Annotated in this window: 16 protein-coding genes; 7 read left to right on the top strand and 9 right to left on the bottom strand. The window is 64.2% G+C overall.

The features are described from left to right. Positions 1-16: 16 nt before the first annotated feature. A complete protein-coding gene (locus tag AC1DRD_RS05380) occupies positions 17-490 on the bottom strand; it encodes a hypothetical protein (RefSeq protein WP_478040590.1) in 474 nt (157 codons plus the stop codon). A gap of 288 nt (positions 491-778) precedes the next feature. Between AC1DRD_RS05380 and AC1DRD_RS05375 the strand changes: the two genes are divergently transcribed. The 3 genes from AC1DRD_RS05375 (at position 779) to AC1DRD_RS05365 (ending at position 2,796) form a co-directional block, all read left to right on the top strand. Further along, positions 779-1,210: a DUF983 domain-containing protein gene (locus AC1DRD_RS05375; RefSeq protein ID WP_478028652.1), complete on the top strand. Its 432-nt coding sequence runs from the start codon at positions 779-781 to the stop codon at positions 1,208-1,210. Further along, positions 1,203-2,561, top strand: a complete 1,359-nt coding sequence (locus tag AC1DRD_RS05370) for an aminotransferase-like domain-containing protein (RefSeq protein ID WP_478040589.1) — start codon at positions 1,203-1,205, stop codon at positions 2,559-2,561. Before AC1DRD_RS05375 ends, AC1DRD_RS05370 begins: the two co-directional genes overlap by 8 nt. A gap of 100 nt (positions 2,562-2,661) precedes the next feature. Further along, positions 2,662-2,796 (top strand): hypothetical protein, encoded by a 135-nt coding sequence (locus AC1DRD_RS05365; protein WP_478028650.1) that lies wholly within the window; start codon positions 2,662-2,664, stop codon positions 2,794-2,796. A gap of 118 nt (positions 2,797-2,914) precedes the next feature. Here AC1DRD_RS05365 and AC1DRD_RS05360 read toward each other — a convergent pair whose 3' ends face one another. The 5 genes from AC1DRD_RS05360 to AC1DRD_RS05340 all read right to left on the bottom strand — a co-directional run bounded on the left by AC1DRD_RS05360 (position 2,915) and on the right by AC1DRD_RS05340 (position 8,956). After that, positions 2,915-3,301 (bottom strand): hypothetical protein, encoded by a 387-nt coding sequence (locus AC1DRD_RS05360; protein WP_478040588.1) that lies wholly within the window; start codon positions 3,299-3,301, stop codon positions 2,915-2,917. 84 nt (positions 3,302-3,385) lie between these two features. Beyond that, positions 3,386-5,254, bottom strand: a complete 1,869-nt coding sequence (locus tag AC1DRD_RS05355; RefSeq protein ID WP_478040587.1) for a CHASE4 domain-containing protein — start codon at positions 5,252-5,254, stop codon at positions 3,386-3,388. Continuing rightward, positions 5,254-7,134, bottom strand: coding sequence for a GGDEF/EAL domain-containing response regulator (locus AC1DRD_RS05350; protein WP_478040586.1), 1,881 nt, complete (start codon positions 7,132-7,134; stop codon positions 5,254-5,256). Before AC1DRD_RS05350 ends, AC1DRD_RS05355 begins: the two co-directional genes overlap by 1 nt. Positions 7,135-7,271: 137 nt before the next feature. After that, complete coding sequence (locus AC1DRD_RS05345) at positions 7,272-8,147, bottom strand: ROK family protein (RefSeq protein ID WP_478040585.1); 876 nt, start codon at positions 8,145-8,147, stop codon at positions 7,272-7,274. Then, complete coding sequence (locus AC1DRD_RS05340; RefSeq protein WP_478040584.1) at positions 8,144-8,956, bottom strand: HpcH/HpaI aldolase/citrate lyase family protein; 813 nt, start codon at positions 8,954-8,956, stop codon at positions 8,144-8,146. Before AC1DRD_RS05340 ends, AC1DRD_RS05345 begins: the two co-directional genes overlap by 4 nt. 60 nt (positions 8,957-9,016) lie before the next feature. On the opposite strand from AC1DRD_RS05340, the gene AC1DRD_RS05335 reads away from it, so the two are divergent. Continuing rightward, positions 9,017-10,201, top strand: coding sequence for an acyl-CoA dehydrogenase (locus tag AC1DRD_RS05335; RefSeq protein WP_478040583.1), 1,185 nt, complete (start codon positions 9,017-9,019; stop codon positions 10,199-10,201). 109 nt (positions 10,202-10,310) lie between these two features. Beyond that, positions 10,311-10,502 carry a hypothetical protein gene (locus AC1DRD_RS05330; protein ID WP_478028644.1) on the top strand — a complete coding sequence of 64 codons (192 nt, stop codon included), beginning with the start codon at positions 10,311-10,313 and terminating at the stop codon, positions 10,500-10,502. Positions 10,503-10,520: 18 nt separating this feature from the next. On the opposite strand, the gene AC1DRD_RS05325 is transcribed toward AC1DRD_RS05330, so the two are convergent. The 3 genes from AC1DRD_RS05325 to AC1DRD_RS05315 all read right to left on the bottom strand — a co-directional run bounded on the left by AC1DRD_RS05325 (position 10,521) and on the right by AC1DRD_RS05315 (position 13,166). After that, on the bottom strand, positions 10,521-10,904 hold the full coding sequence (locus AC1DRD_RS05325) for a protease inhibitor I42 family protein (protein ID WP_478040615.1): 384 nt from the start codon (positions 10,902-10,904) through the stop codon (positions 10,521-10,523). Positions 10,905-10,959: 55 nt separating this feature from the next. Continuing rightward, positions 10,960-12,258 (bottom strand): sugar MFS transporter, encoded by a 1,299-nt coding sequence (locus tag AC1DRD_RS05320; RefSeq protein ID WP_478040582.1) that lies wholly within the window; start codon positions 12,256-12,258, stop codon positions 10,960-10,962. A 107-nt stretch (positions 12,259-12,365) separates the two neighbouring features. Next, a complete protein-coding gene (locus tag AC1DRD_RS05315) occupies positions 12,366-13,166 on the bottom strand; it encodes a DODA-type extradiol aromatic ring-opening family dioxygenase (RefSeq protein ID WP_478040581.1) in 801 nt (266 codons plus the stop codon). Between the two features lie 77 nt (positions 13,167-13,243). Between AC1DRD_RS05315 and AC1DRD_RS05310 the strand changes: the two genes are divergently transcribed. Both AC1DRD_RS05310 and AC1DRD_RS05305 read left to right on the top strand, forming a co-directional pair. Then, entirely contained in the window at positions 13,244-13,783 is a 540-nt protein-coding gene (locus AC1DRD_RS05310) for a (2Fe-2S)-binding protein (RefSeq protein ID WP_478040580.1), read from the top strand. A gap of 109 nt (positions 13,784-13,892) precedes the next feature. Continuing rightward, a complete protein-coding gene (locus AC1DRD_RS05305) occupies positions 13,893-14,825 on the top strand; it encodes an RcnB family protein (protein WP_478040579.1) in 933 nt (310 codons plus the stop codon). Positions 14,826-14,839 lie beyond the last annotated feature (14 nt).

Raw genomic sequence — 14,839 nt, 5'->3', positions numbered from 1 at the left:
GGCCGCGACTGTTTGATTATTGCTTGAAATAGACGTGAAGGGCGTTGGATATCGGCACCCGCTGTGCAGCCGTCGCCGGAAAGAAAAGTGGGGTCGATGCCGGTGCGGATGGAACCCCGATCACCTCCCCGATGACCGACAACAGCATGATCCGGGCGGAGCTGAGCGCTATTCGCATCGTGCTCGCGAGGCTGGGGTCGAACCGCTCGATCGCGCTGGCGTCGGCTCCCTCCAGCAGGGCGAGCAAATGACGTTCGTCGCGCGATAATCCGATATCCAGCAGGCTGCCGGCACGGAAACGCCGCCGGAAGCCCGCCTCGAACAGAGTCATTACGCTATCGAAGACCGGCGCGAGCAGGCCAGCGCCGAAGCGTTCGAGCCGTCGGTACAGACTCGGCTGAACGGGATCGCCGGCATCGCGCGCGATCCGCCAATTTCTCGCGCTGTCGATAATGGTCCAGATGGCGGCGGGCGAAAACGCGAAACGCATAAGGGTTCCTTCCAGACACCCCTTCGATCGCGCCGCTTTTTCGGTTCGCTGGCGAAGCGATACGCTCGGCCTGTTGCAGCGGCAAGACGCCGGCACGCGGTTCATCCGATATCGCGACCTAAACGCGACCAGCCGTGAGATCGTCTCCCGCAAGCCCATCTCAGCATCGGTCCCCCGATGCATGGAGTGCAGTCGCCTGTCGGCGTTTTGCAGCTCAAAAGCCCTCGCGCTGCGGGCAAAGTTGCACTATGTATGGATCGATATCCATACAGTGCCGAGACACCCGAAATGCCACCCGTACAAAATAGCAACGACAAGTTCCGCTGGATCATCGAAACGGGTTGGAAGGGACTCTGCCCACGGTGTGGCAAGGGGCATATGTTCAGATCGTGGTTGAAGGTCACCGATACTTGCGAGTGTTGCGGATTGGATTACCGGTTCGCGGCGCCTGACGATGGCCCCGCATTCTTTTCCTTATGTCTGATCGCCTTGCCCCTGATCTTCATTGTTGTATGGATTCAAGTGGCATACAACCCGCCGATATGGGTTCATTTGGTCACGTCGGTGCCGATCATGGTGGCGGGTTGCCTGGTGCCGTTACGGCCGATCAAAGGCTGGCTGGTCGCGTCGCAATATGTCAACCGGTCGCAGGAAGCGGGCACCGAACGCCTGTGGAACCAGCTGCATGGCCGCACCAAAGGCAGCAATTTCGATGACTGACGAGTGGTTGCCCGACCTGACCAAAGCGCGCGCGCCAAAATATCTGGCGATCGCCGATGCGCTCGGATCGGCGATCGAGCGCGGCACTTTGAGCAGCGGCGATCGCTTGCCACCACAGCGCGATCTCGCAGCGCGGCTCGGCGTCGACCTCACCACCGTTACCAGGGCCTATGAGACCGTCCGGCAACGCGGCTTGATCGAGGCGCATGGCCGTGCCGGCAGCTTCGTCCGGGGCGCTTCTCCCGCTCAGATCGAGGATGCCGCGCGGGTCGATACGGGCATGAACATGCCGCCCGAATTACCCGGCGATATGCTTGGCCGCGCGATGCGCGATACCATCGCGACGTTGCTCGCGGATGGATCGGGATTGCGGATGCAATACCAGCCCACCGGTGGAAGTGCGGCGGACCGTGCTGCTGGCGCGCGGCTGATCGCCCGCTCCGGCGTCGATGCATCGGACGATCAAATGATCGTTACCGCCGGCGCGCAAAACGCACTTCATGCGATCGTGAACACGGCGCTCCGCCCTGGCGACGCCGTCGCATGCGGACGGTTCGTCTATTCGGGGTTCAAGGTGCTCGCCGCGCGGCTGGGATTGCGGCTGGTCCCCCTGCCGACGATCGACGGCGACGTCTTGGCGGCGGCCTGTCGCTCGGAACGGATTCGCGCATTGTATGTGGTGCCGACCAACGACAATCCGACCGCGATGACGCTCGATGCAGCAACGCGTCAATCGATCGCCCAAGCCGCGCGGGCGAACGATCTGACGGTGATTGAGGATGATGTTTATGGCGCCCTGTGCGCCCCGTGCGCGGTGCCAATCGCTGCTCTTGCGCCCGAACGAACCTGGTACGTGGCGAGCGTTTCCAAGACCATCTCTCCAGCATTGCGCATCGCTTATGTTCGCGCGCCCGATATCGGCGGCGCGCTCCGTCTTGCTGCCGATGTTCACGAAACCGCGATCATGGCGCCGCCGCTCAACGCCGCCATGGTGCGAACCTGGCTCGATGACGACCGTTACGATCGATTGGTCGAGGCGATGCGGAACGAGGCGATGCGGCGTCAGGCTATCGCTGCCGATATCCTGAAAGGACTGCCCTATCAGGCGCATGCTCAGGGCTATCATCTCTGGCTCTCGCTGCCCACCGGGCTCGATGGCGCCGAACTCGCCGATGCGATGCGCCCGAGTGGACTGTCGGTCGTGGCCGGCGGCCGTTTTCGTGTCACGGCCGGCACGGATCAGGCAGTGCGGATATCGCTCGGTGGCCTGATCGAAATGCCTCGGCTGGCCCGGGCTCTTCACCTGATACGCGGCCATTTCGATACGCGCCAGCAACGGCCGCTGATCTGACTCTAAGCGTGCTGCCGGTAGCGAGCGATCAAGCCCTGTCAGCCGGCAACGGAACCGCCGGTGTTACGATCGCGTTCTATTGCGCAAGTAGGAGGTTCAGATGACAGATATTCGTACCGACGATCGCACAGTGGTCGAACGCAGCAGTTTCAACGTCGCCAATGTGATCGTAGCGATCGCTCTCCTGTTGCTCGTGCTCGGCTTGCTCAAATATTTCGGCGTGTCGCCGCTCTGAGGCCGATCGCCACGGCGAGCCGTCTAGACGGGTAGGCGATGCGGCTCGAGCCGAGACTTCATCTTCGCGACGCCGATTGTCGCACCAGTGCAGACGCCGTCGGCGGGCGTCGTCGATTTTAGTGCCCGCCCGGTTTATTAACCTCCGCTGATCCGCGGCCGGTCTGCGGGTAACCGTCGCCAGCCGCCGGATCGCTGGCGAAATCCTCTCCCGGATTGCCGCCGCCGGCGCCTACGCCGCTTCCGTGCACCTCTCCGGTTCGCTCATCGAACCACGCCCGGCGGCCGTTTTCGGGCGGTAAGCGATCATCGGCGGCTTCGGTGGAACGCTTTGGTCCTTCCGCGCTCTCCTTCAACACGCGATCGGCAGCGAAGTCGTCCGCGTCATATTCCTGACCGGAATAGCCCGGTCCATTCCCGATTGGCCCATGCTGCACGTCGATTGGCGCGCTCTCCATGGCCGTTCTGGCCGGCGGCCGCCGTCCTCGCTTGTAATGGTCCGTCATCACCTGCTCCTCTCCCGCCCCTAAACGCGTGAGGACGGCAAGCGAGCCGCGCTTTCTAGATAGAACCCGACAGTAAGCACGCCGTCAGGCGGCGAGATCGGTCTTCGTTGTTTCACGTGCCGGGGCACGCAGCACCAAACGCGCGGTCGCGCCACGGCCGACACCATCGCTTTCGAGGCTCAACGAGCCTTCCATCGCGGTTACCGAATTGGCGCACCAATGCAGGCCAAATCCGCCCGACTTGTGCTGGCGGGTCGAAAAGCCGCGCTGGAACAATTGTGGCGTCCCGCCCGGATCGAACCCCTCGCCCGTATCGTGGATCGCGATCTCCACACGACCGTCATTCGTGTCGGTGACCGTGACATTGATACTGCCCGACCCGCCCACCGCGGAGATCGCCTCGGCGGCGTTGGAGAACAGATTTCCGACGACCTGACTCAGCAGCACGCGGTTGGCCATCACCTTGTGCTTCTTCGCAGGGAAGTTGAACGCGATTGACGCGCCTTTCCCGGAATGTCGCGCGATCGTGGCATTCTGCGCGATGATCTGCGTCGCATCGCATTCTTCGAGCGGCGGCCGCTCATGCGCGAGCTGTTGTTGCGCGCCAATGATCTCCAACACCTGGCGCATCGCGTCGCGACCGACCTGCAACTGACCGATCCGGTCCTCACGCTGCCTGTCCTCGGCGTCGAAGGCCGTGGCGATAAACGATGCCAGTTTTTCGCGGCGTTCGAGCGCAGTCTCCGCGGAGACCAGTTCGGCCAAGGCACGGTCGATCAGCGCGCGCTCGACCGGCGCGCCTTGGCCAATGCCGGCCGACAAGATTGTCGATACCGGGTTCAACGCGTTCCGCACATTGTGCATCACCGCGACCGCGCTTTCCGATCGGCCGAGCTCGAAGCCCTGTGCCTCGACTTGCTCGCGCAGCTCCTTGAGCTGGACCAGCATCGCGTTGAAGCTGCGGCCGAGCGACGCGATCTCATCGCGGCGCGCGGCGTCCTGGGGCAACACGGTCAGTGAGCCGGAGTTGCGAACGCGCTGCATATGCCCCTCGACCCGGCCGAGCGGTTTGAGCACCAGAAGCGAGAACATCCGACTCAGCACCGCGAGCACGAGCGCGAGCAAAATGGTCGATCCCAGCACCGCGAGCCAGAGCATGTGGCGCCCGAGTTGCGACACGTCGCGCGGCACCACGAAGCTGGCGACCGCGACCGGCCTGCCTTCCGCTCCGGTCACGGGCACCGCGATCTGCATCGTGGTCGGACTGGTGGTGACGAGGTCGCCACGGACGCCATCGAGATCCAGGCGCGCGGGCACCTGGAGCAATTTCGCCAGCTGCGCCGACGTGATCCGGCGCGCCATGACGACATAGCCGCGCGGCGTGCCGGTGCCGTCGCTTTTCCTGACCTTGGCGACGCCGACCGCCGCCACGATCTTGCCGAGGCGAATATAGAAATGGCCCGAATTGCTTCCCTTCATCGCGCCGTCGAGTGGAGCATGGCGGATCGCCGCGACCATCGCGTCGCGTAGGGCGTCATTCTCCCGGCCGGTGCGCGGATCGATCCAGCGCGCGATCACCAGGCTGCGATCGGGACGCAGATAGGCCATGGCATCGACGTCGAGATTGGCCATCGCCAGCGGCGAAAAGCTTTCCTGTTCGAATGCGCGCGTCGGCTTGACGATATAATCGTAGCTGGAATTCCAGTCGCCATAATCGCGCACCGAGCTTTCGACCTTGCTCGCGAAGTCGGTGAGCGCGGCGCGCGTCCGCTGGACGTGTCCGTCGATCGCCTGGCGTTCGAGCGCGTTGAAGCTGGGGGTGATGACCACGGCGAGCAGCACCGTCAGCGCAATCGAGCCAACCAGCCCTACCGATGCGAGGATCAGGAGCAGCTTGCCGCCGAGCGACGCGAACGACAATCGGCGCCCGGTCGCGGCGCGCAGCCGGACCATCAGCCGTTGGTCCCGTCGCCCGCCCGGATCGCGAATTCGTCGCCGTCGAGATCGTCCTCGCCGCCGATATAGCGCTCCAGCGCGATCTCGCGTGCGATATCGGCCGGGACCGGCCGCGAGAAATAATAGCCCTGCAAATGGCTCGCGCCGGCGAGGCGAAGCGCCTGGACCTGCGCATCGGTCTCCACCCCTTCCGCCACCACGCCCAATCCGAGCGCGTGGCCGAGATGGACGATCGACTGGACAATCGCGGCGGACTCGCGCTCGCGACCCATGCCGTCGATGAAGCTCTTGTCGATCTTCAGGCAATCGAGCGCGAACTTGCGGATATTGTAGAGCGACGAATAACCGGTACCGAAATCGTCGAGCGCGATGCGGAAGCCCATCTGGCGCAATTTGTAGAGCGTCTCGGCCGCGCGTTCGGCGTTGTCGAAGATCGCGGTTTCGGTGATCTCGATCTGCACGCGGGCGGGTGCGATCCCCGCGCGCATCACGCGTTCGACGACATGGCCGACGAAGTTCAGACGGCGGAACTGACGCGGGCTGAAATTGACCGAGACATATTGCCCCGGCCATTGGTCGAGCACCTTCAGCGCCTCGTCGAGCACCCAGTCGCCGAGTTCGTGGATCAGGTTCGATTCTTCGGCGATGGGAATGAACAAAGCCGGGCTGATCGGTCCGAATTCGGCGGTGTTCCAGCGCAACAGCGCCTCGAACCCGACCACTTCCATATCGTGTCCCGCGACGATCGGCTGATAAGCGAGGCTCAGTTCGCCGCGCTCGATCGCCTGACCCAGCCCGCCTTCGATGCGGCGGCGGAAACGGACGCTTTCGTCCATGCCCTCATTATAGGCGCGAACGACGCCACGGCCCGATTTCTTGGCATCGTTGAGCGCGAGATCGGCTTTGCGCATCACGTCCGTCGGATCGCGGTTGCCGTCGACTTCGGCGATCGCAAGCCCGATCGACGCCGATGCCTGGACCGAATGGCCGATGATCCGGAAGCTGGACGTGCAGGCGGCGATGAGGTGATCGCACGCCATGACCGCGGCCGGCTCGCCGAGCGTGTCGAACAGGATGCCGAACTCGTCGCCGCCCAGCCGCGCGACGATCGCGCCTGGCGGGGCCGATTGCTGCAGGATGGCGTAAATCGCACGGATCAGTTCGTCGCCCGCGAGATGCCCCAGCGTGTCATTGACGATCTTGAATCGATCGAGATCGATCATTGCCGCCGCGAACATCCCGCCGCTGCGGGCCTTGTCGGTTAGCGCCTTCAGGAAGGCGAGCCGATTGGGCGCCTCGGTCAGCGAATCGTGCGTCGCCATGTGCAGCGCCTTCGATTCGTTGGCGGCGAGTTCGACCGCTTGTTCCTCAAGCTTCGCCATTGCCGCGGCGAGTTCGCGATCGGCCCGCCAACGGTGCGAAAGCGCGGTCGCGGTTTGCACGACCTCGGCGATTTCGAACGGTTTGGCGATATAGAAGATCTTGTCGACTGGCCCCGCTGCCTTTGAGATCTCGATCGGCGAGAAGTCGGAAAAGCCGGTGACGATGACGAGATTGATGTTGGGATCGAGCGCGCGAATGCGCATCGCGGTTTCCTTGCCGTCGATCCCCGGCGGCATGCGGACGTCGATAAAGGCAACCGCAAACGGATTGCCGTCGATGATCGCATCCTCGACCGCTGCAACCGCGTCCAGGCCCTGGTTGCAATGAACGGTGTCGAACGCCGCGCCGGCTGGCTCCGAAACCGGCACGGACGCGTCGCCAAACAGTTCTACGGCCATGTCGCTCAGCGCGTCATGATTGGTCGCCACCGGCTCGAAGCAGTGCCGGTAGGAGTCATGCATTGCCGGTTCGTCGTCGACGATCAGAATTCGCACCGCGCGCTGTCCCTCGCTTGGCGGGACGTACACGACGCCCCAAGGTCATTGCGGAGACGTAAGCGGACGGGGTTAAGGCGCCGTAAACGATCTTTAGCAGGTTGCCGGCGTTCTGGTTCAGACGCGCTGAATCGCCCCTAGCCGAGCGCGTGTTGTCCGAGCAGGATCGCGCCCAGCGGTCCCGCCTCGGCGCCGAGCGCAGCCGGGACGATATAGGCATCGAGATCGCCGAGCAGCGAGCGATCGCCATAACTGCCCAGGCTTTCATCCAGCATCCGACGCACCATCGGCAGCAGCCAGGGCACACCCAGCGCGACACCGCCGCCGAAGACGATCCGGCGCGGAATGCCGGTCAGCACCAGCGTATGGCAGAGTTGCGCGATCGGATGCGCAATCTGGGGCCAGATCGGCGAATGCTCGGCAATCTCATTGGCGGCGACGCCGGCGCGTGCCTTGATCGCGGGCCCCGACGCCAATCCCTCGACGCAATCGCCGTGAAACGAGCAGATGCCGGACCAATCGTCGCCGGCCATCCGCACCGGACGGACATGCCCCAATTCCTGGTGAGTCAGCCCGACCACCGGCTTATCCTGGCTGATCAGCCCGACGCCGACGCCGGTGCCTATGGTGATATAAGCATGGTCGCGCAGCCCCTTGGCCGCACCCCATTGGCCCTCGGCCAGGCCAGCGCCGACGACATCGGTATGGAAGACCGTTGGGACCCCGTAGCGGCGCTGCAATCGCCCCGCGACGTCGGTGTTGGCCCAGCCCGGCTTGGTCGTCGCGGTGATATGGCCATAGCTGGCCGCAGTGGTATCGATTCCGATCGGCCCGAAGCTCGCAATGCCGATCGCGTCGAAACCCCGCCATTGGTCGAGCGCTTGCTCTATCGCCGCCATCGTCGTGTCGGGATCGGTCGTGTCGACCCGCCGCGCCTCGACGATGGTCGCGCCATCCTGCGACAACACGCACACGCACTTGGTTCCGCCCAGCTCGACGCCTGCTATTCTCACGACACCATCCCCAAAATCCGCTCCGCCTGCACGAGGTGCAGCGCTTCCACCATCTTGCCGTCGACCTGGATCACCCCACCATCGCTGCCGGCGAACGCGTCGCGCACGCGGGTCGCCCATGCGATCGCCTCCGCATCGGGGCTAAATGCCGCGTGGCAGATGTCGATCTGACGAGGATGGATCAGCGACTTGCCGTCATATCCCATCGCCGCCGCTGCCGCGCATTCGGCCTCGAGTCGCGCATCATCCGAAAAATCGTTGCAGACCCCATCGAGCGCGACCAGCCCCCGCGACCGCGCCGCCGCCAGCACGCTTGCCTGGACCGGCGCTAGCCAGGCGCGGTCCGATCCCGGCCGCGCGCCGAACTCGAGCGCCAGATCGTTCACGCCGAGCACGAATCCCTGCACATCCGCCTCGGCGATATCCTGCAACCGGCCGAGCGCCTCGCATGTCTCGATCATCACCCAAAGTGGCGTATCGGCGCCGAGAGGGTCGCGGCATGTTTCGACGTCGCCCGCATTGCGTATCTTGGGTACCAACACGGTCGCCGTCGCCCCCCGCACTGCCGCAAGGTCCGCCGCTCCCCATTCGGTGTCGAGGCCGTTCACCCGGATCACCACTTCGCGCGTCCCGAACCCTTGGTCGGCCGCCGTTATCGCCGCCTCGCGCGCCGCGGCTTTCACGTCCGGCGCGACGGCATCCTCCAGGTCGAGGATGACCACATCGGCGGCGAGTCCTCTCGCCTTTTCGATCGCGCGCGGATTGCTCGCGGGCAGGAACAGCGCGCTGCGGCGGGGACGAAAGCTCATGTCACCCCCTTGCCTCAAGCCGCCGGGCGGGACAATGCGGTGGGAGACGAGGAGATTATCATGGCTGGCATGGCGCATTTCGATTGGGCGGATCCGTTCCTGCTCGACGACCAGTTGAGCGAGGACGAGCGGATGATCCGCGATACCGCGCGCGCTTATGCCCAGGACAAGCTCGCGCCGCGCATCATCGACGCCTTTGCCAACGAGACGACCGACCCGGAGATTTTCCGCGAGATGGGCGCGCTCGGCCTGCTCGGGCCGACGATCCCCGAGGAATATGGCGGCGTCGGCGCGAATTACGTGTCCTACGGGCTGGTCGCGCGCGAGGTCGAGCGGATCGATTCCGGCTATCGGTCGATGATGTCGGTCCAGTCGAGCCTCGTCATGTACCCGATCTACGCTTACGGCTCGGAGGAGCAGAAGCATAAGTATCTGCCCAGGCTGGCGAGCGGCGAATGGATCGGCTGTTTCGGCCTGACCGAGCCCGATGCGGGCTCCGACCCGGGTGGCATGACCACGCGCGCGACCAAGACCGCTGACGGTTATTCGTTGTCGGGCGCCAAGACCTGGATTTCCAATTCGCCGATCGCCGACGTGTTCGTGATCTGGGCCAAGTCCGACGCGCATGGCGGCGGCATTCGCGGCTTCGTGCTCGAAAAGGGCATGAAGGGTCTCAGCGCGCCCAAGATCGAAGGCAAATTGAGCCTCCGCGCGTCGATCACCGGCATGGTGATGATGGATGAGGTCGAGGTTGGCGAGGAGGCGCTACTGCCCGAGGTTCAAGGACTGAAAGGACCTTTCGGCTGCCTCAACCGCGCGCGCTACGGGATCAGCTGGGGGTCGCTGGGCGCGGCCGAATTCTGCATGCATGCGGCACGGCAATACGGGCTCGACCGCAAGCAGTTCGACAAGCCGCTCGCCGCCAACCAGCTGTTCCAGAAGAAACTCGCCGACATGGAAACCGAGATCGCGCTCGGCCTGCAGGCGTCGCTGCGCGTCGGGCGGCTGATGGATGAGGGCCGGTTCGCGCCCGAGATGATCTCGATCGTCAAGCGCAACAATGTCGGCAAGGCACTCGATATCGCGCGGATGAGCCGCGACATGCATGGCGGCAACGGCATTTCGGGCGAATATCAGGTGATGCGCCACCTCATGAACCTGGAGACGGTCAACACCTACGAGGGCGCACACGACGTCCATGCGTTGATCCTCGGTAGAGCGATCACCGGGATCGCGGCTTTCTAGGCCTGGTCCGTCCTCACGCCTCGCTTGGCGCCGCGTCGACAGGCAGCTTGCAGACCGTCGGCATCGCGCGCAGTCTCCAAATCCCACTCACGGGCAGGAGAAGTCGTTTATGCTACGGATCGCTTTCGTGCTTGCCGCCGTCGCGATGGTCGCGACGCCATCGATGGCCGCCAACCGTTGCCGTGACGCCAAGGGTCACTTCATCGCCTGTCCGAAGCCCAAGCCCGCGGCCACCGGCAAGTGCCGCAACGCCAAAGGCCATTTCGTGAAATGCGGAACACCGGGCGCCAAGCCGGCCTGAGCATCCACTGACGAGGAATCAGACGATCCGGAGGATGTACGTCAGCGTCCGGACCGCCTTGCCTTCCCATGGGCGCATGTACCGGAACACGATCCGGTACATGCCCCGCCGGGTGCCGACGATGCGATAGGCCGCAACCGACGGCGCGCCGACCATTCCACGCCGCGTGGCGACCGTCGCGACCGCCGCCACCAGCGTGACGCTGATCCCGCGATCGGCGTCGACCTTCCACGTATAGCCCGTACTGGCATTGGTTTGCAGCTCGACCCGGGCAGCTTGCCCGCGACGCAGCGTCGTCGCCTTGCCACCGTTCGCACCAGTTAGCGGAATGTCAGCGGGTGCGGCGATGGCTACGGGCGCGACCATCGACATCGCGATCGCCATGAACAATCCTGTTCGCATCACCGGCCCTCTCCTGTTTGCCGTGCCCCGCTTCGGCGAGGCACGGCAAGGGTGATCAAGCGTCGGCATAATCCTGCGCGGGGTTGCGCGCATAGATGCCGAATGCCGTAATGATCGCATAGCAGACGCCCGGCAGGATCAGCGCCAGCGCAAGGCTGCCCGTCGCGTCGGCGAGAAAGCCGGTCGCGACCGGCAATACCGCACCGCCGAAAATCGCTACGTTAATGATTCCCGAGCCATCGGCCGCACGAGCCCCCAGCTTTTCGCAGGCGAGCGTGAAGATCGTCGGAAACATGATCGAGTTCATCAGGCCGATCAGCAACAAGCTGTAGCCGGCCGTCGTGCCAGTCGTGTGGGTAGAAACCAGGATGAGCACGATCGCGCCCACCGCAACGCTCGCCAGGACCTTGCCCGGATTGATGAACCGCAACACCACCGCGCCGATGAAACGCCCAATCATCGCGCACAGCCAATAGACGAAGATCAGCTTGCCTGCCGATTCGGTGGACAGGCCCATGACGCTGGATTGCTTGAGATAATTGACGATCAGCGAACCGATCGACACCTCGGCGCCGACATAGAGAAAGATGCACAACGCGCCGAAGGCGAAACGCGGGCGCCCCAGCAGATCGATCCCGGCAAGGCCGCTGCCCGCCTGATGCGCTTCGCCCTTCAACTTGTTCCGGAACATCCACACGACCGCCGCGACGATCGCCAACGCCACCGCCAGGCCAAGATAGCCATGGACGATCGCCTGGCTTTCGGCGGTACGATACGCATCGAGCGCCGGGCCCGAGAGATCCGCGGCGCTGACTTTGGTGAGGCTTCCGAGAATCAAGATCGCGCCCACGATCGGAAAGATCGTCGTTCCCAGCGAATTGAACGCCTGCGCGAAAGTGAGCCGGCTCGACGCCGTCTCCGGCTTGCCGAGCAACGTGATCAGCGGGTTCGCGACAATCTGGACGAGCACGACGCCCGTCGCGAGCACGAAGAGTGCGAACAGGAAGAGACCATAAGTGGCGGTGTTGGACGCCGGGATGAACAACAGGCAGCCCACCATCATCGTCAGCAACCCGGCTGCCGCACCGCGCATGTAGCCGATCCGTTTGACCAGCATCGCGCCCGGAATGCCGATCAAGGCATAGGCCGTGAAGAAGCAGAACTGCACCAGCATCGCCTGCGTGTAGTTGAGCGTGAACAGCTCTTTCAGCTTCGGAATAATGACATCGTTCAGGCTGGTGATGCCGCCGAAGATGAAGAACAGCGCGAAAACAAACACCTGCAGGCCGGGTGCGTTCACCCCTGTATGCGTATCTCCCGTCGCCGGCGCCGCTGCGCTCGTGTCCATGGCCATGAAAAAGCACTCTCCCTGGGGTCCGGCCCGAGACCGGTTTGGAGCGCCTTGATGGCCTAGCTGGGCGGCGACCGCAATCGCCTAGTGAAGGGAAATTGAGAACGCTCTCAACCGAATCTGTAGCCCGAAACGGCCCAGCCGAGCACGTTACTTTCATGGTCGCGGACCGCTTTCTCGTCGCCGCCCGCTCCCAATGCGACCATCAGCGGCAGCAAATGCTCCTCGCGTGGATGGGCGAACTGCGCATGCGGCAACGCCCGCCAACCGGCGACGCGTTCCGCTCGGCGCACCGGGTCGGGATCTGTCACCGCCGCGGTCAACGCCGCGTCCCATTCCGCCGAAGGCGCGACAACTGCCGAACCGCGCGCGCGCAGATTGTGAAAGCTCATCCCCGATCCGACGATCAGCACGCCTTCGTCGCGCAACGGGGCCAGCGCCCGCCCGATTGCGATATGGTCGGCGGGATCGAGATCGGCGCGCAGCGACATCTGCGCGAGCGGGATGTCGGCACCGGGCACCGCGACCTTCATCGGGATGAACACGCCATGATCCCAGCCGCGCGCATTTTCCTCACGGGTGGTAAAACCTGCCCCACGCAACAGTGCTGCCGCGCGTCGCGCAACGTCGGGCGCGCCCGGCGCGTTCCAGCGCAAATGATACGTATGCTCGGGAAAGCCATAATAGTCGAACAACAGCTCGGGTCGCGCGCCGGTATGGACGGTGATCTCGTCCTCTTCCCAATGCCCCGATACCAATAGGATCGCGCGCGGCCGTTCGGGCAGGCTATCGATCAGTCCGGCGAGATAATGCTCCATCGGCTGCCACATCGGATCCGACGGGCCGCCATCGGGGTCCATGAAGAAGCAGGGGCCGCCGCCATGCGGAATGAACAACGTGGGTAAGGTCATCGAGCGGATATCGCCTCGACCCGGCCGCGCAACAATGCCGCTAGCGGAAACGGCGCGTTTCCGCCTACATTTCGGGCGTGACCAAGTTCACCGTCAACAATCAACCGGTCGAATACCGCATGGACCCGGCGACGCCTCTGCTGTGGGCATTGCGCGACGCGTCCAACCTGACCGGCACCAAATATGGCTGCGGCACCGGGCATTGCGGCTCATGCATCGTCGACGTCGACGGCGCGGCGAAGAAATCGTGCCTGGTGCCGATCGGATCGATCGAAGGCAGTGTTGTCACCACGATCGAAGGCCTGTCGCACGATCGCAGCCATCCGATCCAGGTGGCGTTCCTGGCCGAGAATGTCAGCCAGTGCGGCTTCTGCATCCCCGGAATGATCATGGCCGCGTCGGTGTTGCTCAGGAACAATCCGCGCCCGTCGGAGGAGCAGATCCGCCAGAGCATCGCTAATATCTGCCGCTGCGGCGTCTATCCCCGCTTGGTCGAGGCGATCCAGCGCGCAGGCCGCATCCAGCGCGGCGACGACACCGTCGCGACCGGTCCGCGACCGGGAATCGACCCGAAGGACGCGGCTCGCGTCGTGCCCGCACTCACCCCGACGCCTTAGCCGATTCTTTCAATTGGCTGTCAGACCAATTCAGGAAAGGATCAGTGCGACTCGCCTAGAACCCGACTATCGTTGGGCCGGCATGTGCGCCGGCGAGTGGAGAAATTTAATGCGCAGGACTATTCTTATCGCGCTGATGGCCGCGGCGGCAATGACGCCCGCGATCGCCTCGGCGCAGGATCGCGGCTGGCGCGGTCGCGGCGGTGACGCCGGCGCGAACTCGAATCAATCGCGCGGCGACCATGGCGGCTGGCGGGGCAATCGTGGCGGCGATGGCGGCCGCAACAATGGCGGCAGCGCATCTCCGGCGCCAACGCCCGCCCCTGCCCCCGCTCCCCGCTGGAACGGCGGCGGCAATGGCGGCTGGCGCGGCGGCAATGGCGGGGCGGCTACGCCCGCCGTGCCCAATGCCAATCCGCAGGCACGCGGCGGCCGCTGGGGCGGGGACAATGGCGGTTGGCGTGGCTATCGCGGCAACCGTGCAGGCGACAACGGGGGCAATAACGGGGCCGTGACCCCGGCGCCGGCGCCGCGCCTGGACGGTCAGCGCGATAGCTATCGCGACTGGCGCAACCGCGGCGGCACCGACAGTCGCGATGGCCGCAACTGGAACGGCGGCGACAATCGCCAGGATCGTAACTGGCGGGGTAACCGCGACGACAATCGCGGCTGGAACGGCAATGCACGCGGTGACAATCGCTGGCGCGGCAACGACCGCGATCGTGGCGGCAACTGGAATCGCGGCTGGCGTAACGACAACCGTTACAACTGGCAGAATTATCGCTCGTACAATCGTAACGCCTATCGGCTGCCGCGTTACTATGCGCCTTATGGCTGGAGCTATGGCTATCGCCGTTTCTCGGCCGGCGTGATCCTCAATTCGATCCTGTTCAACCAGAGCTATTGGATCGACGACCCGTACGATTACCGCCTGCCGGATGTATACGGCCCCTATCGTTGGGTGCGCTATTACAATGACGCCCTGTTGGTGGATATCTACACCGGCGAGGTTGTCGACACAGTCTACGACATCTTCTGGTAAGACGGTCGTCACGC

Source organism: Sphingomonas sp. P4_G2 (assembly GCF_056401155.1).
Note: the sequence above shows the minus strand (reverse complement) of the source record. Positions and strands in the feature narration are given on the sequence as shown.

Excerpts from the sequence above, each read along its gene's own strand:
- AC1DRD_RS05380 (WP_478040590.1), bottom strand. The coding sequence starts at position 490 with ATGCGTTTCGCGTTTTCGCCCGCCGCCATCTGGACCATTATCGACAGC.
- AC1DRD_RS05375 (WP_478028652.1), top strand. The coding sequence starts at position 779 with ATGCCACCCGTACAAAATAGCAACGACAAGTTCCGCTGGATCATCGAA.
- AC1DRD_RS05370 (WP_478040589.1), top strand. The coding sequence starts at position 1,203 with ATGACTGACGAGTGGTTGCCCGACCTGACCAAAGCGCGCGCGCCAAAA.
- AC1DRD_RS05365 (WP_478028650.1), top strand. The coding sequence starts at position 2,662 with ATGACAGATATTCGTACCGACGATCGCACAGTGGTCGAACGCAGCAGT.
- AC1DRD_RS05360 (WP_478040588.1), bottom strand. The coding sequence starts at position 3,301 with ATGACGGACCATTACAAGCGAGGACGGCGGCCGCCGGCCAGAACGGCC.
- AC1DRD_RS05355 (WP_478040587.1), bottom strand. The coding sequence starts at position 5,254 with ATGGTCCGGCTGCGCGCCGCGACCGGGCGCCGATTGTCGTTCGCGTCG.
- AC1DRD_RS05340 (WP_478040584.1), bottom strand. The coding sequence starts at position 8,956 with ATGAGCTTTCGTCCCCGCCGCAGCGCGCTGTTCCTGCCCGCGAGCAAT.
- AC1DRD_RS05335 (WP_478040583.1), top strand. The coding sequence starts at position 9,017 with ATGGCTGGCATGGCGCATTTCGATTGGGCGGATCCGTTCCTGCTCGAC.
- AC1DRD_RS05330 (WP_478028644.1), top strand. The coding sequence starts at position 10,311 with ATGCTACGGATCGCTTTCGTGCTTGCCGCCGTCGCGATGGTCGCGACG.
- AC1DRD_RS05325 (WP_478040615.1), bottom strand. The coding sequence starts at position 10,904 with ATGCGAACAGGATTGTTCATGGCGATCGCGATGTCGATGGTCGCGCCC.
- AC1DRD_RS05320 (WP_478040582.1), bottom strand. The coding sequence starts at position 12,258 with ATGGCCATGGACACGAGCGCAGCGGCGCCGGCGACGGGAGATACGCAT.
- AC1DRD_RS05315 (WP_478040581.1), bottom strand. The coding sequence starts at position 13,166 with ATGACCTTACCCACGTTGTTCATTCCGCATGGCGGCGGCCCCTGCTTC.
- AC1DRD_RS05305 (WP_478040579.1), top strand. The coding sequence starts at position 13,893 with ATGCGCAGGACTATTCTTATCGCGCTGATGGCCGCGGCGGCAATGACG.